The organism is Nonomuraea sp. NPDC005650 (assembly GCF_040605375.1).
Lineage (GTDB): Bacteria > Actinomycetota > Actinomycetes > Streptosporangiales > Streptosporangiaceae > Nonomuraea.
The window spans coordinates 358,728-378,877 of the sequence record NZ_JBEXCR010000001.1; the positions used below are offsets into that span (position 1 = coordinate 358,728).

At 68.4% G+C, this 20,150-nt stretch carries 16 protein-coding genes and 1 tRNA gene; 8 read left to right on the forward strand and 9 right to left on the reverse strand.

From position 1 onward, the window contains the following. Positions 1-23 precede the first annotated feature (23 nt). The 5 genes from ABZS69_RS01665 to polA all read right to left on the reverse strand — a co-directional run bounded on the left by ABZS69_RS01665 (position 24) and on the right by polA (position 8,394). Positions 24-1,427, reverse strand: coding sequence for an alpha/beta fold hydrolase (locus tag ABZS69_RS01665; protein WP_355364679.1), 1,404 nt, complete (start codon positions 1,425-1,427; stop codon positions 24-26). Between the two features lie 130 nt (positions 1,428-1,557). Next, the gene (locus ABZS69_RS01670) at positions 1,558-2,691 is read right to left on the reverse strand and encodes an epoxide hydrolase (protein WP_355364682.1); all 1,134 of its coding nucleotides are present in this window, start codon (positions 2,689-2,691) and stop codon (positions 1,558-1,560) included. A 184-nt stretch (positions 2,692-2,875) separates the two neighbouring features. Further along, positions 2,876-4,360 (reverse strand): 30S ribosomal protein S1, encoded by a 1,485-nt coding sequence (gene rpsA / locus ABZS69_RS01675; protein ID WP_355364685.1) that lies wholly within the window; start codon positions 4,358-4,360, stop codon positions 2,876-2,878. A 192-nt stretch (positions 4,361-4,552) separates the two neighbouring features. After that, the gene (locus ABZS69_RS01680) at positions 4,553-5,647 is read right to left on the reverse strand and encodes a polysaccharide deacetylase family protein (protein ID WP_355364688.1); all 1,095 of its coding nucleotides are present in this window, start codon (positions 5,645-5,647) and stop codon (positions 4,553-4,555) included. Positions 5,648-5,703: 56 nt separating this feature from the next. Beyond that, entirely contained in the window at positions 5,704-8,394 is a 2,691-nt protein-coding gene (gene polA, locus ABZS69_RS01685) for a DNA polymerase I (RefSeq protein WP_355364691.1), read from the reverse strand. An 80-nt stretch (positions 8,395-8,474) separates the two neighbouring features. On the opposite strand from polA, the gene ABZS69_RS01690 reads away from it, so the two are divergent. From ABZS69_RS01690 to ABZS69_RS01715, 6 genes are all read left to right on the forward strand, one after another. Further along, positions 8,475-8,870, forward strand: coding sequence for a hotdog fold thioesterase (locus ABZS69_RS01690; RefSeq protein WP_355365305.1), 396 nt, complete (start codon positions 8,475-8,477; stop codon positions 8,868-8,870). 515 nt (positions 8,871-9,385) lie between these two features. Beyond that, positions 9,386-10,546, forward strand: coding sequence for a branched-chain amino acid ABC transporter permease (locus tag ABZS69_RS01695; RefSeq protein ID WP_355364694.1), 1,161 nt, complete (start codon positions 9,386-9,388; stop codon positions 10,544-10,546). A 15-nt stretch (positions 10,547-10,561) separates the two neighbouring features. Beyond that, on the forward strand, positions 10,562-11,560 hold the full coding sequence (locus tag ABZS69_RS01700) for a branched-chain amino acid ABC transporter permease (RefSeq protein WP_355364697.1): 999 nt from the start codon (positions 10,562-10,564) through the stop codon (positions 11,558-11,560). After that, complete coding sequence (locus ABZS69_RS01705; protein WP_355364700.1) at positions 11,550-12,500, forward strand: ABC transporter ATP-binding protein; 951 nt, start codon at positions 11,550-11,552, stop codon at positions 12,498-12,500. The genes ABZS69_RS01700 and ABZS69_RS01705 overlap by 11 nt, the downstream gene beginning before the upstream one ends. A 53-nt stretch (positions 12,501-12,553) precedes the next feature. Beyond that, on the forward strand, positions 12,554-13,288 hold the full coding sequence (locus ABZS69_RS01710) for an ABC transporter ATP-binding protein (protein WP_355365308.1): 735 nt from the start codon (positions 12,554-12,556) through the stop codon (positions 13,286-13,288). An 87-nt stretch (positions 13,289-13,375) separates the two neighbouring features. Beyond that, complete coding sequence (locus ABZS69_RS01715; RefSeq protein WP_355364703.1) at positions 13,376-13,753, forward strand: hypothetical protein; 378 nt, start codon at positions 13,376-13,378, stop codon at positions 13,751-13,753. Between the two features lie 54 nt (positions 13,754-13,807). Here the strand turns inward: ABZS69_RS01715 and ABZS69_RS01720 are convergent, their stop codons facing one another. Next, positions 13,808-15,106, reverse strand: a complete 1,299-nt coding sequence (locus tag ABZS69_RS01720) for an ABC transporter substrate-binding protein (protein ID WP_355364706.1) — start codon at positions 15,104-15,106, stop codon at positions 13,808-13,810. Positions 15,107-15,295: 189 nt separating this feature from the next. On the opposite strand from ABZS69_RS01720, the gene ABZS69_RS01725 reads away from it, so the two are divergent. Next, the gene (locus ABZS69_RS01725) at positions 15,296-16,135 is read left to right on the forward strand and encodes a hypothetical protein (protein WP_355364709.1); all 840 of its coding nucleotides are present in this window, start codon (positions 15,296-15,298) and stop codon (positions 16,133-16,135) included. 3 nt (positions 16,136-16,138) lie between these two features. Here the strand turns inward: ABZS69_RS01725 and ABZS69_RS01730 are convergent, their stop codons facing one another. From ABZS69_RS01730 to ABZS69_RS01740, 3 genes are all read right to left on the reverse strand, one after another. Beyond that, positions 16,139-17,443 (reverse strand): ABC transporter substrate-binding protein, encoded by a 1,305-nt coding sequence (locus ABZS69_RS01730; protein WP_355364712.1) that lies wholly within the window; start codon positions 17,441-17,443, stop codon positions 16,139-16,141. 230 nt (positions 17,444-17,673) lie between these two features. Further along, positions 17,674-19,125, reverse strand: coding sequence for an ABC transporter substrate-binding protein (locus ABZS69_RS01735; protein WP_355364715.1), 1,452 nt, complete (start codon positions 19,123-19,125; stop codon positions 17,674-17,676). Between the two features lie 153 nt (positions 19,126-19,278). Continuing rightward, the gene (locus ABZS69_RS01740; RefSeq protein WP_355364718.1) at positions 19,279-19,863 is read right to left on the reverse strand and encodes a response regulator; all 585 of its coding nucleotides are present in this window, start codon (positions 19,861-19,863) and stop codon (positions 19,279-19,281) included. Between the two features lie 95 nt (positions 19,864-19,958). Here ABZS69_RS01740 and ABZS69_RS01745 point away from each other — a divergent pair. Beyond that, a tRNA-Leu gene (locus tag ABZS69_RS01745) sits at positions 19,959-20,031 on the forward strand. Positions 20,032-20,150 lie beyond the last annotated feature (119 nt).

A 20,150-nucleotide genomic window follows, 5' to 3' on the forward strand; every position in this document is an offset into this window, starting at 1 on the left:
CGCAGCACCCTACCGCTCAACCCTCACGAATACATGCCTGCCGTGAGCGCGCCGGGGCATTCGGTGCCTTCCTCCGGAAGCGCCCCGTTGACGAGGTAGTCGTGCACGCGCGTGCGCAGGCAGGCCGCGCGGAGCCGGCTGACCCCCTGGAGCAGGTACGCGTCGCGCCCGTCGCCGTGCGACAGCACGACCGCCCCGGGGACGGGCCCCGCGGGCCGCGCGCCGGCGTCCAGCCGTCCGACGCCGACCAGCAACGTCGGGTCGTGGCGCGGTTCGGGCACGTGCGGGCGCCAGCTCGGGGCGTCCCGGCGCGGCACGCCCAGGCATCGGGCGACCTCGTAGCGGCCGCTCAGCCATCCCACGCGCGGCGCCACCTCGCGCAGGTGCGCCTCCATGGCGCTGAGGCGCCGGTAGCCCGGCACGTCCGGCATGAAGTCGTGGCACAGCATGGACCCCGACGCGGTCGCCGGCGCGGCCGGGGCGGTAACGGCCGCCAGCGCGGCCAGCCTGCTCGCGTCACCCTGCTTGGCCTCGGACATGGCCCGGGCCAGCTCCGGCCAGTGCCTCGGCGCCAGCCCGGCGGCGACGGCCGTGGCCAGGCGTCTGGCCTTCACCGAGCGGCCGGGGCCCGCGTGCAGGGGCGTGCGGCGGGCCAGGGCGTCGTAGACCTCCACGGCGTCGTCGTCGAGCGGGCAGCCCAGATGCCCGCGGCACCAGTCGCGGAAGGCGAACAGCCGCCGCTCGGCCGCCCGCGCCAGGGCGGTCAGCCGCTCGGCCAGGTCGGGCTCGGTGTGGTCGGGCCCGCCTTCGAGGTACATCCGCCCGACCCGGTGCGGGAACAGCTCCGTGTACGCCTGGCCGTACACGGCCCCGTAGGAGGAGCCGAAGTACCGCAGCCGGGGCTCCCCCAGCTCGGCGCGCAGGGCGTCGAGGTCGTGGGCGACCTGCCAGGACGTGAGCCCGTCGTAGGCGGCCCCGGCGGCGGCGCGGCAGCTTTCGTCGTAGGCGGCGTTGTCGCGGGCGTAGGCGCGCCATCCGGCCCGTCCCGGGGCCAAGGCGAGGCGCGTCGGGTCGGGCTGGGTCACCGCGCACCGGACGCCGGCCCCGCGCGGCTCGATCAGCACCACGTCGAACCACCTGGCCAGCTCGCTCACGCTCTCCGGCTGGGCGCGCACGCCCTGGACGGTGGAGGCCGCGCCGGTGTTCACCACCAGGAAGCCACGGCTGTGCTGCGGGTCCTGCGCGGGCATCCTGGCCAGGTCGATCTCGGTACGGGCGCCGCGCGGCCTGGCCCAGTCGACGGGCACGGACAGCTTGGCGCACTGCAGCCCGTCGCCGCAGTCCTGCCACTGGGGAACGGCCGCGCCCTTCACCGCCGGGGTAGCGGTGGCCGCGGCCGCCAGCGCGGCCACGGCAAGGATGATCACCCGCTGAACCATGCCCACTGCGTCGCCCCTGAGAATCGGTCGTAGGTGTCAACAGCGCAGGTCAGTCTGACAGCGCCGGTTCCCGGGGGCGGCGGGCTCGCCTGGGCCGAAGGTAAAATCTGCGGCCCGCTCAGCGGACCATCCGGAAAAAGGCGCGTATGCCCGCTACCAGCGAGTCGGGCACCGCCATGGCGACCATGTGGCTGGGGCTGGTGGCGTCGCCCCAGTACACGATGTCGTTGTCCCGCTCGGCGATCCGCCGCATCAGCGCGGGCCCGCCGTGGGTCACGCCCGTCGGCACGGCGCTCTGGTTGATCGGCAGCCCGGCGGCGCCCTCGTAGTACGTCCACGACGACGACCCGCCGGTGTCGGTCAGCCAGTAAAGGGCCGCGTTCGTGAGCACCCGGTCCCGGTCGATCGGCTCGGCGCCCGAACCCCACCCGTCGAACTCCTTGAACCGCTCCACCAGGTACGCGAGCTGCGCCACCGGCGAGTCCGCGAACCCGTGCGCGAGCGTCTGCGGCCTGGCCGCCAGGTAGGGCCCGTAGCCGCTGCCTCCGCTCATCCACGACGTCAGCTCCTCCAGCTCGGCGGTCTCCTTCTCGCCGAGCCCTTCGAGCTGCGCCGGGTCTCCGGTGGGGATGCCCAGCCCGGCCGTGATGAGCGAGCCCACGACGTGCTCGCCGTCCAGCGCGGCCAGCTGCGGCGTGACCAGCGCCCCGGCGTCGTTGCCGTGCGCGCCGTAGCGCTCGTATCCGAGTCTGCGCATGAGCTCGGCCCACGTACGGGCCACCCGCTCGATGTTCCAGGGCCGCTCGTCGGCCGGTTCGGGGAACGGCGAGAAGGCGAAGCCGGGCAGGGAGGGCGCCACGACGTGGAAGGCGATGTCGGGGTCGAGCCCGTGCGCTCGCGGGTCGGTGAGCGGGCCGATGACGTCGAGGAACTCGGCGACGGAGCTCGGCCAGCTGTGCGTGATGATCAGCGGCAGGGCCCGGGGCTCGGGCGAGCTCACGTGCAGGAAATGGATCGCCTGCCCGTCGATGTCGGTGGTGAACTGCGGGAACGCGTTCAGCCTGGCCTCCTGCGCCCGCCAGTCGAACCCGTCGGCCCAGTACTCGGCCAGCTCCTTCAGGTACGCGACAGGCACGCCCCTGCTCCAGCCGCCGGGCAACTGGCGCGCCCACCTCGTCCGCCGCAGCCGCGCCTGCAGGTCGTCGAGGTCTTCCTGGGGGATGTCGATGCGGAATGCCGTGATCTCTTCCATGGGGAAAACCGTAGAAGCCAATGCGGCAAAGATCCTTCCGCATTGCCACCGGCGCCTTCAGAAAACACCGGCCATCGGCACCCGCCCCCGGGAGGCACCGGCACCCCGGAAAGGCGGAAGGCCCCGCACCACGTCGGGTGCGGGGCCTTCCGGAAAGGCATTCAGCCAGATCAGAGCCGGATGATCAGCTCTGGCCGCCGGCGAGCTTCTCGCGCAGAGCCGCGAGAGCCTCGTCCGAGGCCAGCGCGCCGCTGGCCGGGGCCGAAGAGGAGGAGCCGCCGGCCGGAGCCTGCGTCTCGCCGCTGTAGGACGAGGGAGCGGCCTCGCCGGCCTCCGCCTCGGCCTTGCGGGCCTCCTCGATCTGCTTCCTGTGGGCCTCGAAACGCGTCTGGGCCTCGGCGTACTGCCGCTCCCACTCCTCGCGCTGCTTGTCGAAGCCCTCGAGCCACTCCCCGGTCTCCGAGTCGAAGCCCTCAGGGTAGATGTAGTTGCCCTGGTCGTCGTACGTGGCCGCCATGCCGTACAGGGTCGGGTCGAACTCGACCTCGGCCCCGACGCCCTCGTTGGCCTGCTTCAGCGAGAGGCTGATGCGACGACGGTCGAGGTCGATGTCGATGATCTTGACAAAGATCTCGTCGCCGACCTGGACGACCTGCTCCGGGATCTCCACGTGGCGCTCGGCCAGCTCGGAGATGTGGACCAGGCCCTCGATGCCCTCCTCGACCCGGACGAACGCGCCGAACGGCACCAGCTTGGTGACGCGGCCCGGCACGACCTGGCCGATCTGGTGGGTGCGGGCGAACTGCTGCCACGGGTCTTCCTGGGTCGCCTTGAGCGACAGGGAGACGCGCTCGCGCTCCATGTCGACGTCGAGGACCTCGACCGTGACCTCCTGGCCGACCTCGACAACCTCGGAGGGGTGGTCGATGTGCTTCCAGGACAGCTCGGACACGTGGACCAGACCGTCGACCCCACCGAGGTCGACGAAGGCGCCGAAGTTGACGATCGAGGAGACGACGCCCTTGCGGACCTGGCCCTTCTGGAGGGTGTTGAGGAAGGTCTGGCGGACCTCCGACTGCGTCTGCTCAAGCCAGGCGCGGCGCGACAGAACCACGTTGTTGCGGTTCTTGTCGAGCTCAATGATCTTGGCTTCGAGCTCGCGGCCGACGTACGGCTGCAGGTCGCGGACGCGGCGCATCTCCACCAGGGACGCCGGCAGGAAGCCGCGCAGGCCGATGTCGAGGATGAGACCACCCTTGACGACCTCGATGACGGTGCCGGTGACGATACCGTCCTCGTCCTTGATCTTCTCGATCGTGCCCCAGGCACGCTCGTACTGAGCGCGCTTCTTGGACAGGATCAGCCGGCCCTCTTTGTCCTCCTTCTGGAGGACCAGGGCTTCGACGTGCTCTCCCACTTCCACGACGTCAGCAGGGTCGACATCGTGCTTGATGGAAAGCTCGCGCGAGGGGATGACACCCTCGGTCTTGTAGCCGATATCGAGAAGAACCTCGTCTCGATCGACCTTGACGACGGTGCCCTCGACGATGTCGCCGTCGTTGAAGTACTTGATGGTCTCGTCGATCGCCGCGAGGAAGGCTTCCTCGGACCCGATGTCGTTGACCGCTACCTGCGGGGTGCTCGAGGTGGCCTCAGTGCTGGACGTCATGTGTGGAATTGCTCCGAACGCGGACAGGATGTCGATGTGGCGGATGCGCGGCAGGCCCTCTTCCGCATCAAGCCGAGGAATTACGACATCGACGTGACCGAGCGCGAGCCCGCTCCGTCTGAGGCGCGCGCGAGCCCACAGCGCAGCGATCAGCATATGAGACCATCGCCACTGGGTCAATCCGGGGAGCAATCAATACGCGTTGACCTGCAGTCCTCGCTTGGCGACGATTTTACCGCGCAGTTTCTCCGGGATGGAGATCCGGGCCGGGTCGCCGTCGGAGACATAGCGCTCGCCGGGGTGCTTGTTCAGCCATTCCAGCCAGTACTGCGAGCACCACTTGCGGCACTCGCCCTTCTTACCGTTGCTCTGGATGCGCTGGATGGCGCCCCGGTCGAATTTTTTCGCGTAGGGCGAAAGTGAGGGCTCCGCACCCGCGAGGAAGACGCCCGCGAAATCATACTTGCTGCCGTCCCAGGATCCGGTGCGGGCGAGCTTCTTCGGCCGGGGCATCGACCCGTACGGCAGGGCCATGGTCCGCGACTCCGGCACGCCGAGCTTCTTGAGCAGGCGTTCGATCCGGACGATCTGCTCGCGGACCTTCTTCTTGCGCAGCACGCGCAGGTTGGGGTGGTTCCAGGTGTGGTTGGCCACTTCGTACCCGTGGTCGACCAGCCACTTGACGGCGGTCTCCTGGGCCTGCCGGTCGGTCAGCCCGAACGGCTCCCGGTTGATCCAGAAGGTGGCGACCGGCCGGAAGGACGGGTATTTCCTGGCCACCTCCTGGATGACGGCCACGGCCGTGCCGCTCTTGGGGTTGCCGTTCCCGTCGAGCCCGAAGTGGCTCGGGTGCCCGTCGTCGAACGTCAGCACCACCGGGAACTTCCCCGCCGGCACCTTGATGTCGCCGGTGGCGAAGTCTCTGGCGGTGATCGGCACGTAGCCCTGCTTGGCCAGCTTCTCCAGCTCTTTCCTGAGCTGGTCGGGCGTCCGGTCGATCGAGGCGAGCCGCTTGGCGAGGATCCGGTGGTACATCAGGACCGGCACCAGTCCGGCCTCGTTGGCGTGCACCTGGCGGGCGAAGTCGGGCGTGGCCACGACCCCGGGCGGCTCGCCCACCGGGGCCAGGCTCGGCGGTGCGACGCTGCCCTGGACCTTGGCCACGTCGTCCGGCTTGGCGTGGGGGCGCGGCTCGGAGGGTAAGAGGCTCAGGCCGATGACGGCCACCGTTACCACCACGACGTTGGCGATGCCGATGATCCGCGTGAAGGACGCTGGAAACCGCACAGAACTCCTGGCCGCCTAGTGAAATTTAGTCCAGGTTAGCCGAAAGAGATGATCAATCAGTGGCCCGCGTCCTCCCACGTGCGCCCGACGCCGACGGAGACCTCCAGCGGGACGCGCAGGTGGTAGGCGGCGTTCATCTGGTCGCGCACGAGCTGCGTGAGCCGCTCCAGCTCCCCTGGCGCGACCTCGAACACCAGCTCGTCGTGGACCTGCAGCAGCATCCGGGAGGACAGCTTCTCCTCGCGGATGGCCTGGTGGACGTGGAGCATGGCGACCTTGATGATGTCGGCGGCCGAGCCCTGGATGGGGGCGTTGAGCGCCATCCGCTCGGCCATCTCGCGGCGCTGGCGGTTGTCGCTGGTGAGGTCGGGCAGGTAACGGCGGCGGCCCATGATCGTCTCGGTGTAGCCGTCGGTGCGCGCCTGCTGGACGATGGCCTGCAGGAAGTCGCGCACGCCGCCGAACTCGGTGAAGTATTCCTCCTTCAGCGCCCGCGCCTCCGACACCGGGATGTTGAGCTGGCCGGACAGCCCGAAGTCGGACAGCCCGTAGGCCAGGCCGTAGTTCATGGCCTTGATGCGGGCCCGCAGCTCGCCGTCGATCTGCTCGGGCGGCAGGTCGAACACGCGGGCGGCGGTGGCCTGGTGGAAGTCGTGGCCCGACTCGAAGGCCGCGATCAGCGACTCGTCGCCCGACAGGTGGGCCATGATGCGCAGCTCGATCTGGCTGTAGTCGGCCGTCAGCAGCGTCTCGTAGCCCTCGCCGACCACGAAGCCCTGCCGGATGCGGCGGCCCTCGGCGGTGCGGATCGGGATGTTCTGCAGGTTGGGCTTCTCGGAGGACAGGCGGCCGGTGGCGGCGACGATCTGGTTGAACGTGGTGTGGATGCGCCGGTCGTCGGAGATCTCCTTGATCAGGCCCTCGACGGTGGTGCGCAGCTTCTGCTGGTCGCGGTGGCGCAGCATGATCGTCGGCAGCTCGTGCTCGGTCTGCGTGGCCAGCCAGGCGAGCTGGTCGGCGTCGGTGCTGTAGCCGGTCTTGATCTTCTTCGTCTTGGGGAGGCTGAGCCGGTCGAAGAGGATCTCCTGCAGCTGCTTGGGCGAGCCCAGGTTGAACTGCTCGCCGACCGACCGGTGGGCCTCCTCCACGGCGTGCTTGACGGCCGCGCCGAACTCGGCCTCCAGGCCCGCGAAGTATTCGCCGTCGACGGCGATGCCCGCCCGCTCCAGCTCGGCCAGCACGCTCAGCAGGGGCAGCTCGACGTCGGCCAGGAGCTGGGTGCCGCCGCGCCCGGCCAGGAAGGTCTCCAGGGAGTCGGCCAGCTCGCGCACGGCGTGGGCGCGCAGCGCGAGGTCCTTGGCCGGGGCGTCCTCGTCGTCGCCGAACAGCGCGGCCTGCCCGTTGGACTCCTCCTCGGCCCGCAGGTCGCGGTGGAGGTAGCGCCTGGCGAGGTCTTCGAGCGCGAACGTGCGCTGCCCCGGCATCGCCAGGTAGGCCGCCAGCGCGGTGTCACAGCTCAGGCCGCGCAGCTCCATGCCCTGCGCCCAGAGCGCCAGGATGGGCCCCTTGGCGTCGTGGACGGCCTTGGGCCTGCTCTCGTCGCCCAGCCAGGCCCGCAGGGCCGCCTCGTCGGCCTCGGTGAGCTTGACGGGGTCGATGTGGGCGGCGGTGCCGTCGGGCGAGGCGACGGCGATGGCGTCGATGCGGCCGGTGCCGCTGCCGTAGGCGCCCTTGAAGGCCAGCCCGGCCCGGCCCGCGGGCATCGCCGACAGCCAGCCGGGCACCCGGTCGGGGCCGAGCAGCACGGTCTCGACCTCGAAGCCCTGCTCGGGCTCCTGCTCGCCGGAGCCGAGCACCTTGAAGACGCGCTCGCGCAGCTCGCCGCGGATCTGCAGGGAGTCGAACAGCTTGTTGATCTCCTCGCGGTCCCAGGCGCCCTGCGTGAGGTCGCCGAGGTCGACCTCCAGCGGGACGTCGCGCAGCAGCTCGGTCAGGCGCCGGTTCATCAGCACCTGGGCGACGTGCTCGCGCAGCTTGTCGCCGACCTTGCCCTTGACCTCGTCGACCCGGTCGACCAGCGCGGTCAGCGAGCCGAACTCGCGCACCCACTTGGCGGCGGTCTTCTCCCCCACGCTCGGGATGCTCAGGAGGTTGTCGCTGGGGTCGCCGCGCAGGGCGGCGAAGTCGGGATACTGCTCCGGGGTCAGGCCGTATTTCTCGACGACGGCCTCGGGCGTGAACCTGGTCATGTCGCTGATGCCGCGCCGGGTCATCAGGACGGTGATGTGCTCGTTGACCAGCTGCAGCGCGTCGCGGTCGCCGGTGACGATCAGCACGTCCATGCCCTCGCCGGCCGCGCGGGTGGCGAGCGTGGCGATCAGGTCGTCGGCCTCGAAGCCCGCCTTGGACAGGTGCGGGACGCGCAGGATGTCGAGCAGCTCGTAGATGAGCTGCATCTGGCCGCGGAAGTCCTCCGGCGTCTCGCTCCGGTTGGCCTTGTACTCGGAGTACGCCTCGTGGCGGAACGTCGGCTCCGACCTGTCGAAGGCCACCGCCACGTGCGTCGGCTGCTCGTCGCGCAGGACGTTGGTCAGCATCGAGGTGAACCCGTAGACCGCCTCGGTGTGCTGACCATCGGTGGTCATCAGGTTGGCGTCCTTGAGCGCGTAGAAAGCGCGATAGGCCAGGGAATGCCCGTCAAGCAGCAACAGGCGCGGGCGGCTGGGGGTCACTTCACTCTTCGGCACACACGCAGCCTAGTCTGCGTCTGCGACAGAAAACCTGAGCTCGGAAGAGTGGAGACGTCCCTTTGACGCAGACCAACCCCATGGACTTCTCGGTGTACGGCGCCGTGCACGAGGGCACGCTGGCCGACCGCATGGGCATCGAGTTCCTCGAGGCCGGCCCCGAGCGGGTCGTGGGCCGGATGCCGGTCGAGGGCAACACCCAGCCCTACGGCCTGCTGCACGGCGGGGCCTCGGCGGTGCTGGCCGAGACGCTGGGCTCGGTGGCGGCCGCCATCCACGCGGGCCCCGAGCGCATCGCCGTGGGGATCGAGATCAACGCCACCCACCACCGCTCGGCGAGCGCCGGGCACGTCACGGGCGTGGCGACCCGGCTGCACGGCGGCCGGACATTGGCGACGTACGGCATCGAAATCACTGACGAGCAGGGAAAACTCGTCTGTACCTCGCGTCTCACGTGCATGCTGCGCGACAGGTGAAACTACCGTCCCTTTGCGCGCCGCACCCGTAGATGGATACGGTGGTCCGAACGCGAGCCCGCGGGGAGGCTTAGTAGAAAACGTGTGCGGCCGGGGAAGCCCTACACGGCCCCAAACGCCGACCTCGCGGGCTCGTCCAGCATTTACGGCGATCGTTACGCATTCGATCCGCAAAGCCGCCAGGCGTCTACCCCGATTTAGCCCCTGACCTGGCTTGTTGATTCCTCACATCAGTGACACACACATGTCACTAATTGGTGACGAACGATACTGAACCGGGCGTCACCAGAATAAGCTCCCGCCACAGCATCCCAGTTGTGCCTGCGATGCGCGCGTGTCGAGATGGAGGGGCACAACCCCGCCTTGACCTACTTGAGGGAGCACCATTGCGCAGAGCCGTGATCGCGTTCACGGCCTTCCTGGGTGGACTCGTCTTCCTGCTGGCCAGCCCCGCTCACGCGGGGCCCGCCGATTGCCAGGGACTGAGGGGAACACTCAAACTCCAAGGCCAGCCAGTGAACGGCGCCAAAGTCGCCGTGACCACCGAGAGCGGACAACCCGTCAAGGAGGTCACGAGCAACGCACAAGGCACTTGGGACGTTCAGGTCGACAAACCCGGTAAGTACAAGGTCACCCTGGATGTCAGCAGCCTTCCGCAGAACTCGGAGGTGCGTGGCGGCAACAACGTCCGCACACCGACCGTCTATGAGGGCAACTGCTCGACGGTCCTGTTCGCCCTCGAAGCCAAGGGCGCCCCGGGGCAGCAGCAGGAGGAGGCCGGCGGCGAGAGCTCGTTCTGGTCGACGGCCGCGCAGCTGACCTTCGAGGGCCTGAACCTCGGCCTGATCATCGCCCTGGCCGCGCTCGGTCTGTCGCTCATCTACGGCACGACCGGCCTGACCAACTTCGCCCACGGCGAGCTGGTCACGCTCGGCGCGATCCTCGCCTACGCGTTCAACGTGGGCTTCGGGCTGCATCTCATACCCGCCGCCATCATCGCCGTCGTGGTCGGCGGCATGCTCGGATACCTGCAGGACCGCCTGTTCTGGGGCCAGCTGCGCAAGCGCGGCACCGGCACCATCGCCATGATGATCATCTCGATCGGCGTGGCGCTCTTCCTGCGGTACGTGTTCCTGATCTTCTTCGGCGGTCAGAACGAGGCCTTCGCGCAGTACACCGCCCAGCCCGGCATCCAGGTCGGCCCCATCTCGGCCGCGCCCAAGAACTTCGTCGCGATGGGCATCGAGCTCGCGGTCCTGATCATCGTCGGCCTGGCCCTGATGCGCACCCGCACCGGCAAGGCGGCCCGCGCCGTGGCCGACAACCCGGCGCTCGCGGCCTCGTCCGGCATCAACGTCGACCAGGTCATCCGGATCATCTGGACCACGGGCGGCGCCATCGCCGCGCTGGCGGGCATCATGCTCGGCCTGTCGCAGAGCCTGAAATACACGATGGGCCAGGACATCCTGCTGCTCATCTTCGCCGGCGTGACGCTCGGCGGGCTCGGCACCGCGTTCGGCGCCCTGGTCGGCTCGCTGGTGGTGGGCCTGTTCATCCAGGTCTCCACCCTGTGGGTGCCGCCGGAGCTCAAGAGCCTCGGCGCGCTGGGCGTACTCATCATCGTGCTCCTCGTCCGGCCACAGGGCATCCTGGGCCGCCGCGAGCGGATCGGCTGATCGGGGAGGATCACAATGGACTGGATCACGATCATCAGCACCACGCTCAAGTCCGCCGTCGGCGTGGACACGGTGCTGTACGCCCTCGCGGCCATCGGCATCAACATCCACTTCGGCTACACGGGCCTGCTCAACTTCGGCCAGGCCGCGTTCATGGGCGTGGCCGGCTACGGCCTGGCGGTCACGGTCACCGTCATGGGCCTGCCGTTCTGGATCGGCATCATCGTCGGCCTGCTCTCCGCCGTGGTGCTGGCGATCCTCATGGGCATCCCGACGCTGCAGCTGCGCGCCGACTACCTGGCCATCGTCACCATCGCGGCGGCCGAGATCATCAGGCTCGTCTTCCGTTCGGTGGCCTTCAAGGGGGTCTTCGGCGGCTCCGACGGGCAGCGCGGCTTCTCCGACGGCTTCTACGCCCTCAACCCGTTCCCTGAGGGCGACTACGGCTTCAACCTCGGCCCGGTGCCGCTCTTCTTCAACAACCGGGTGCTGTGGGTGCTGGTCGTCGGCTGGGTGCTGATCGCCATCTGCTGCGCCATCGTCTACCTGCTCATGAAGAGCCCGTGGGGCCGCGTGCTCAAGGCCATCCGCGAGGACGAGGACGCGGTGCGCAGCCTGGGCAAGAGCGTCTTCTCGTACAAGATGCAGTCGCTCATCCTGGGCGGCGTCATCGGCTCGCTCGGCGGCTTCATCTACGGCCTGGCCTTCGCCTCCGTGCAGCCGGACGTCTTCGGCACCGAGACGACCTTCTACATCTACACCATGGTCATCCTCGGCGGCGCGGCCCGCGTGCTCGGCCCGGTCGTCGGCTCGATGATCTTCTGGGTGCTGCTGGTCTTCATCTACGGTGTGCTCACCGAGGCGGTCGGCGCCGGGTACATCACGTTCATGGACACCAACCAGGTGGGCGCGTTCCGCTACATCATCGTGGGTCTCGGCCTCATCCTGTTGCTCGTCTTCCGGCCACAGGGCGTCTTCGGTGACAAGAGGGAGATAGCAATCGATGCACGCTGAAACCCACGCGCAGACGGGCACCACCGAGCGCAAGTCGGCCGCCCTGGCGGCGTTCAAGGACCTGGCGCGCGACCCCGGCGTGCCCAAGCCCGACCCCATCCTCGTGGTGGACAACGTGGTGCGCCGCTTCGGCGGCCTGACCGCGGTCGAGGTGAACCACGTCGAGATCCAGCGCGGCTCCATCACCGCGCTGATCGGCCCCAACGGCGCCGGCAAGACCACCTTCTTCAACCAGCTCACCGGGTTCGACACGGCCGACTCCGGCTCGTGGACGTTCAACGGACGCTCGATGAACGGGGTGCCCGCCCACAAGGTGGCCCGTTCCGGCATGGTGCGCACGTTCCAGCTCACCAAGGCGCTGTCCCGGCTGACGGTGATGGAGAACATGCGCCTGGGCGCCCAGCGCCAGAAGGGCGAGAACTTCTTCCGCGCGCTCGTGCCGAGCCTGTGGCGCGGCGAGGAGGACGCGATCACGGTCCGGGCCGAGGAGCTGCTGGAGCGGTTCAAGCTCGACGCCAAGCGCGACGACTTCGCCGGGTCGCTGTCGGGCGGCCAGCGCAAGCTGCTGGAGATGGCCCGCGCGCTCATGGTCCAGCCGGAGCTGGTCATGCTCGACGAGCCCATGGCCGGGGTCAACCCGGCGCTGACGCAATCGCTGCTCGGCCACGTCAAGGACCTGCGCGAGCAGGGCATGACGGTGCTGTTCGTCGAGCACGACATGGACATGGTCCGCGACATCAGCGACTGGGTGATCGTCATGGCGCAGGGCGCGGTCATCGCCGAGGGACCGCCCTCGACGATCATGTCCGACGAGCGCGTGATCGACGCCTATCTGGGCGCGCACCACGACGCGCCGCTGTCGGAGACCGAGCTGGAGGCTCAGCTCCAGGAGGCCGAGGCGGCGCTGGAGGCCGAGATCGAAGAGGAGACGCAGAAGTGACCGTCCCTGAGCCGGCCCAGTCGAAGGCGGCCGTCACCGACCGCAGCGACCACCTGCAGGGCGCCGAGGACGCCGTGCTGAGGTGCGACGAGCTGATCGCCGGCTACCTGCCGGGCGTCAACATCCTCAACGGCTCCGACCTCTACGTCAAAGAGGGCGAGCTGATCGGCATCATCGGCCCCAACGGCGCCGGCAAGTCGACGCTGCTCAAGGCCATGTTCGGGCTGGTCACCATCCGCAGCGGCACCGTGCTGCTCAAGGGTGAGGACATCACGAACATGAAGGCGCACTCGCTGGTCGCCCGCGGCGTCGGCTACGTGCCGCAGACCAACAACGTCTTCCCCAGCCTCACCATCGAGGAGAACCTCGAGATGGGCGCCTTCCAGGTGCCGGGGAAGTTCAAGGAGCGCTTCGAGTTCGTGGCCGAGCTGTTCCCCGCGCTCAAGGAGCGGCGCAAGCAGCGCGCCGGCTCCCTGTCCGGCGGTGAGCGGCAGATGGTCGCGATGGCCAGGGCGCTCATGACCGAGCCGTCCGTGCTCCTGCTCGACGAGCCGTCGGCGGGCCTGTCGCCCAAGCTGCAGGACCTGGTGTTCATCCAGGCCCAGCAGATCAACAAGGCGGGCGTGACAGTGATCATGGTGGAGCAGAACGCGCGCCGCTGCCTGCAGATCTGCCACCGCGGCTACGTCCTCGACCAGGGCCGCAACGCCTACACCGGCACCGGGCGGCAGCTCGCCAACGACCCCAAGGTCATCGAGCTGTACCTCGGCACGCTGGCCAAGGCGTAAGTCGATCGAGAACGGCGGAGGGGCTCCCATGGGCCCCTCCGCCGTTCTTTAATGTGCGTTGTGAAACGTTTAGCGACAGTCGCGCTCATGCTTCCCGTCCTACTCGTCGGCTGCCAGGGCAACGCCTCGTCCGCGTCGAAATACAGCACCGGCGGCGATCCCACCGACAGCCCGTGCGCCCGCGTGGTCTCGGCCATCGGGTACGCCAACCTCATGCTGGAACCGAAGGGTCAGGAGGACCGGCAATACTTCGAGGACGCCGTGATCGGCCGCCTGGCGGAGCTGCGCGGGATCACGCTGGAGTTCGGCGACCGGCTGCCCGACTCCCTGAAGGGCGCCGTACAGACCGTCAGGACCACCACCGCCGGGCTCGCCAGGAACGACGTGCCCCGCGCGCGGCAGGTGGCGCTGCTCAAGCAGTACCGCGTGGCCGCCGACCAGATCGTGGCCGGCTGCAGGCGGTGACGACGAGAAGGGCCCGGCCGTGGCGGCCGGGCCCTTCCGTGTGAGGCGGCGGTACTAGCCGGCGATGTTGCCGGTGCGGTACTCGAGCGCCTTGGTGGCGTACTTGTTGTTGGCGCCGTACTGGTAGATGCCGATGGTGGCCACCGCCGGGTCACCGGCGTCGTTGAACTCGACCGGGCCGCTGACGCCCTCGTAGTCGATGTCCTTGCCGGCCTTCAGCAGGTCCACGCACTCCTTGAAGCTCTTGCACTTCTCGCCGCCCTTGCTCACCTCGGCGAGCTTGGCCGCGATGTCCGTGCCGGCGTCGCTCTTGGCGGCCTCGGCGGCCAGCGCGATCAGGTTGGCGGCGTCGTAGGACTCGGGGGCGTAGCTGAAGTCCTGGAGCTTGGGGTTGATGGCCAGGAGCTTCTTCTCGAACTCCTCGGGGGCCGCGGCACCCGGAATCGTGCCCTTGACGCCGTCGAGCGTGCCCTTGGGCATCTTCACGTAGTTCGTGTTGGACGTGTTGCCGTCCACCATGTACCACTTGTGCTTGTCGGCGGGCAGGCCCTGCTTGACCAGCTCGGCCACGACCTTCGCGGTCTCCTCGAACCCGATCAGCACGATGCCCTTGGGGTTCTTGGCCTTGATCTTGGCCACGTCGGCGGAGAAGTCGGCCGCCTTCGGGTCGTAGTCGACCCGCTCGACGACCTCGGCGCCGCCGTCGGTGACGGTCTTCTGCACCTGGTCGGCCAGACCCGTGCCGTAGGAGTCCTGCATGGCCAGGATGCCGACCGTGTCGTTCCCGTCGGCCACCACGAGGTCACCCAGCACGCGCCCCTGCAGCTTGTCGGGCGGCGAGGTACGGAAGTACAGGCCCTTGTCGTTGATCGTGGTGAACTTGTCGGAGGTGTTGGCCGGCGAGAACTGCACCACACCCGCACCGGTGATCTTGTCGATCACCGACTCCGACACCGACGAGGACGCGGCGCCGATGATGGCGTCGGCCTTCTGGGCCAGGAGCTTGTCCACCGACTGCGAGGCGATGTTGGTGGTGGTGTCACCCGAGTCGGTGTCGTACTTGGTGATCGGCTTGCCGAGCACGCCACCGGCCTCGTTGATCTCCTTGACGGCGGCGTCGACTCCCGCGATCTCGGGCGGGCCGAGGAAGGCCAGCGAACCGGTCTGGGGCAGCAGGGTACCGATGGTGAGAGTGCCATCGCCCTTCGCCGCGGCGGGCGCCGACGACGATGGCGCGGCAGACTCTGACGTCTGCGTGGCGGTGTTGCCGCCGCCACCGCCGCAGGCTGTCAGGGCGAGGCTGGTGGCAGCCACGACAGCCAGCGCCCGCCCCACGGGAGCAATGCGGATCATGAAGTGTCTCCTTCATTTCCAGGCCGGGATCGGTCAGCACCGCCGAGCGTTCCCGAACGAATGCAGGAAACGTACAAAACTGCAGCGTGCTCCAACCAGATGCGCTGGGGAACTGTCGGCACTTGGATGCGGAGTCGTAATCAGTCCTCAACTTACGGGACCTGGGCAAGCGCGCTTAATCTGCATCGAGTGAAGCGTTTTACGGTTCTCCTCGCGACGGCGCTCCTCCTCGCCGGTTGCGGCACCTCCGAGCCGCCTTCCCAGCCACCCGCGACGCCGCCCGCGGGCGTATCCGTGTCACTGGCCCAATGGCGTTCGGACGAGCCCGTGCACGCGCTGGAAGTGGCCGTCCGCAATACCGCCGACACTCCGGTCTATTTCGCCGATGTCCAGCTTGTCACGCCTTCATTCAAAACCCTGCCGGCCCAAAGGACCGACGCCACCATCAAGAAGACCGAACGGACGGACCTGCGCATCACGTACGGGCCCGCCAACTGCCTGCCCCAGGGGCTGCCCGAGGTCCAGCCGGCCACGGTCGTGGCGCACGTCAGTACGGGCTCCGAGCAGCCGCGGAAGGTGGTCTTCACCGTCCCCCACCCCGACCCGCTGCTGGCCAGGCTGCTGCGCGACGAGTGCTCCGAGTTCCTGATCAAGGAGTCGGCCGACATCCAGTTCGGCCCGGAGTGGAAGGACGTGGACAAGGCCATGCGGGGCACCCTGGTGATCACCCGGCGCGGGAACGGCTCGGTCGCCCTGAACGACATGGGCGGGACCACCCACTTCATCGTCACGCCCGAGCACCGGCCCCTGGGCGTGCTGGCCGCCGGGCAGCAGCGGCTGGAGGTGCCGATCGCGCTCACCCCCGGCCGCTGCGACCCCCACGCGTTCGCCGAGGCCAAGAAGGCCTTCCTGTTCCCCGTGCGGGCCAGCGTCGACGGGGGCCAGGAACGCGTGGTCATCGTGGTGCCGCCCAAGCCGCTGCAGGACCGCCTCATCCCGTGGGCGATGAAGACGTGCGGCCTGAGCTGAGGGTCAGCCCTCGATCTTGCCGGTGCGGTACTCCAGCGCCTTGCCGGGGTACTTGTTGTCGTCGCCGTACTGGTAGACGCCGATCGTGGCCACCGCAGGGTCACCGGCGTCGTTGAACTCGACCGGGCCGCTGAGACCGTCGTAGTCGATGTCCTTGCCGGCCTTCAGCAGGTCCACGCACTCCTTGAAGCTCTTGCACTTCTCGCCGCCCTTGCTCACCTCGGGCAGCTTGGCGGCGATGGACGCGCCGGAGTCGTCCTTGGCCGCCTCGGCGGCCAGCGCGATCAGGTTCGCCGCGTCGTACGACTCGGCCGAGTACGTGAAGTCGCTCAGCTTGGGGTCGAGCTCCTGGAGCTTCTTCCTGAACTCCTCGGGGGCCTCGGCACCCGGGATGGTGCCCTTGACGCCCTTGAGGGTGCCCTTGGGCATCTTCAGGTAGTTGGTGTTCGACATGTTGCCGTCCACCATGTACCACTTGTGCTTGTCCGCCGACAGGCCCTGCTTGACCAGCTCGGCCACGACCTTGGCGCCCTCCTCGAAGCCGATCAGCACGATCGCCTTCGGGTTCTTCGCCTTGATCTTGGCCACGTCGGCGGAGAAGTCGGCCGCCTTCGGGTCGTAGTCGACCCGCTCCACGACGCTGGCGCCGGCCTCCTCGGCGGTCTTGGTGATCTGGTCGGCCAGGCCGGAGCCGTAGGAGTCCTGCATGGCCAGGATGCCGATGGAGTCGTTGCCGTCGGCGGCGATCAGGTCGCCGAGCACGCGGCCCTGCAGCTTGTCCGGCGGCGCCGTACGGAAGTACAGGCCCTTGTCGTTGATCGTGGTGAACTTGTCGGAGGTGTTGGCCGGCGAGAACTGCACCACGCCCGCACCGGTGATCTTGTCGACGATCGACTCGGACACCGACGACGACGCGGCGCCGATGATGGCGTCGGCCTTCTGCGCCAGCAGCTTGTCCACCGACTGCGAGGCGATGTTCGTGCTGGTGTCACCCGAGTCCGTGTGGACCTTGGTGATCGGCTTGCCGAGCACGCCACCGGCCTCGTTGATCTCCTTGACGGCCAGGTCGACGCCGGCGAACTCGGGCGGGCCGAGGAACGCGAGCGAGCCCGTCTGCGGCAGCACCGTGCCGAGGGTCAACGTGCCGTCGCCCTTGGCCGCGGGAGCCGACGAGGCCGCCGCGGACGGGGCCGCCGACTCAGACTGCTTCGCGGCCGTGTCGCCACCGCCGCCGCCACACGCCGTCAGAGCCAGGCTCGCCGCGGCCGCCACGGCCAGGACGCGCCCCGTTGGAGCAATGCGGATCATAAAAGAGACTCCCCCTATCTCAACGAAGGAACGATCACCTTCGCTGGGTTTTCCGAGCTCAGCATGCCTGTTCGAACAGGTGATGGGGAGTTCTTACGCGGCTTTTATGCGGATTCGTAATGTCACAAACACTCATAGTAATGAGATGTTTCGCGTGAGTTACGGTCTTCTCGGAGTACGAGACAACCCCGATCCAGAAATTTCCGGATCGGGGCCGTAATGGGCGATCGTCAGCCGGCGATGTTCCCCTGCCGATATTCGAGCGCCTTCGCCGCGTCGAACTTGTTGTCCGCGCCGTACTGGTAGACCCCGATCGTGGCCACCGCCGGGTCGCCTGCCTCGTTGAAGTCGACCGGCCCGCTGACACCCTCGTAGTCGATGTCCTTACCGGCCTTGACCAGGTCCACGCACTCCTTGAAGCCGGTGCACTTCTCCCCCGACTTGCTCACGTCCACCAGACGCGCCGCGACGGCCGCCCCCGAGTCGTCCTTGGCCACCTCGGCCGCCAGCGCGATCAGCGTCACCGCGTCGTACGACTCGGCCGCGTACGTGAACTCGGTCAGCTTGGGGTTGACCGTCAGCAGCTTCTTCTGGAACGCCTCGGGAGCCGCCGCGCCGGGGATGGTGCCCTTGACGCCCTTCAGCGTGCCCTTGGGCATCCTCAGGTAGTTGGTGTTCGACATGTTGCCGTCCACCATGTACCACTTGTGCTTGTCCGCCGTCAGGCCCTGCTTGACCAGCTCGGCCACGACCTTCGCCGTCTCCTCGAACCCGATCAGCACGATCGCCTTCGGGTCCTTGGCCTTGATCTTGGCCACGTCGGCGGAGAAGTCGGCCGCCTTCGGGTCGTAGTCGACCCGCTCCACGACCTCGCCGCCCGCCGCCTGCGCGGTCTCGGTCACCTGGTCGGCCAGGCCGGAGCCGTACGAGTCCTGCATGGCCAGGATGCCGATCGTGTCGCTCCCGTCGGACACCACGAGATCGCCCAGCACCCGGCCCTGCAGCTTGTCCGGCGGCGCCGTACGGAAGTACAGGCCCCTGTCGTTGATCGTGGTGAACTTGTCGGAGGTGTTCGCCGGCGAGAACTGCACGACCCCGGCCCTGGTGATCTTGTCGATGATCGACTCCGACACCGACGACGACGCGGCACCGACGATCGCGTCCACCTTCTGCGTCAGCAGCTTGTCCGCCGACTGCGAGGCGATGTTGGTGGTGGTGTCGCCCGAGTCCGTGTCGTACTTGACGACCGGCTTGCCCAGCACCCCGCCCGCCTCGTTCACCTCCTTGAGCGCCAGATTCACACCCGTGAACATGGGCGGGCCCAGATACGCGAGCGAACCCGTCTGCGGCAGCACCGTGCCGATCGTCAGCGTGCCGTCCCCCTTCTTCGCGGCCCCGGCCTCACCCGAGGAGGCCGGGGCCGAGGACGACCCGGCGGGCGCGGCGGTCGTGCCCGCGCCCGAACACGCCGTCAGCACCAGACACACCGCGGCGCCCGCCGCGACGACCGGCAGGCGAGCGGCAGCGACCGGCAGGCGGGCGGCGGCGAGCGCCGATACGCGGACCGCCGTGACGGCGAGCACCGGCAGGCGGATCGCTGTCGCGGCGAGCACCGGTAAGCGGGCGGGCGCCGGTACGCGGATCGCTGTGGCGGCGAGCGGCGCACGGGAAATACGGATCATCGAAAGTGTCTCCGTTCGAGATGAGCGGACCTTCCGTCCGCCCATCAGTTACGCGCCGGGACACCTCCCACGAAAAGCACTCGAAGCCGGTTGGATGCCCACTCGTGACCACACCACAACCCGCCGGCCCAAAAGACCTGATACAGGCCTTATTCAGCTCCGCTCGGCCGCGTCGTCTATAACGATCTGAGCAACCTCACGCATGCTCAACCGCCGATCCATCGACGCCTTCTGGATCCACCGGAACGCCTGCGGCTCACTCCAGCCGTGCTGCGTCATCAGCAGCCCCTTGGCCCGCTCGACCAGCTTCCTGGTCTCCAGCCGCTCCGACAGGCTCGACACCTCGGCCGCCAGCGCGACCATCTCCTCGTGCCTGCTGACCGCCATCTCGATCGCCGGCACCAGATCCGCCTTCGTGAACGGCTTGACCAGATAGGCCATCGCCCCCGCGTCCCTGGCCCGCTCGACCAGGTCACGCTGGGAGAACGCGGTCAGGATCAGGCACGGCGCGATCCGCTCGGACACGATCCGCTCGGCCGCCGAGATCCCGTCGAGCACGGGCATCTTCACGTCCAGGATCACGAGGTCGGGCCTCAGATCGGCGGCCAGCTGGATCGCCTGCTCACCGTCCCCGGCCTCGCCCACGACGACGTAGCCGTCCTCCTGGAGCATCTCCTTGAGGTCGAGGCGGATCAGGGCCTCGTCTTCCGCGATCACTACTCGCCGCTGCGTACTCACGAGCAGAAGAGTACCGATGTCCGGTACATTAGAGCCACGTTGGCGGCCAGCAGGCGATCTTGCTCGACGCTAGGATGCACGGCAAATCCGGAAATGCCCCGGTATTCCAACGGCAGAGAAGATGGCCTCAAAATCCATTCAGTGTGGGTTCGAATCCCACCCGGGGCACTGACCGACCGCCCGGTTCTTTGAACCGGGCGGTTTTGTCGTACCCGGCTGCGACACTCTCCGCATGCGCGATCTCGCCGTCCGTGACGACACCCTTCGCCTGCTCGCCCGAGCACCGG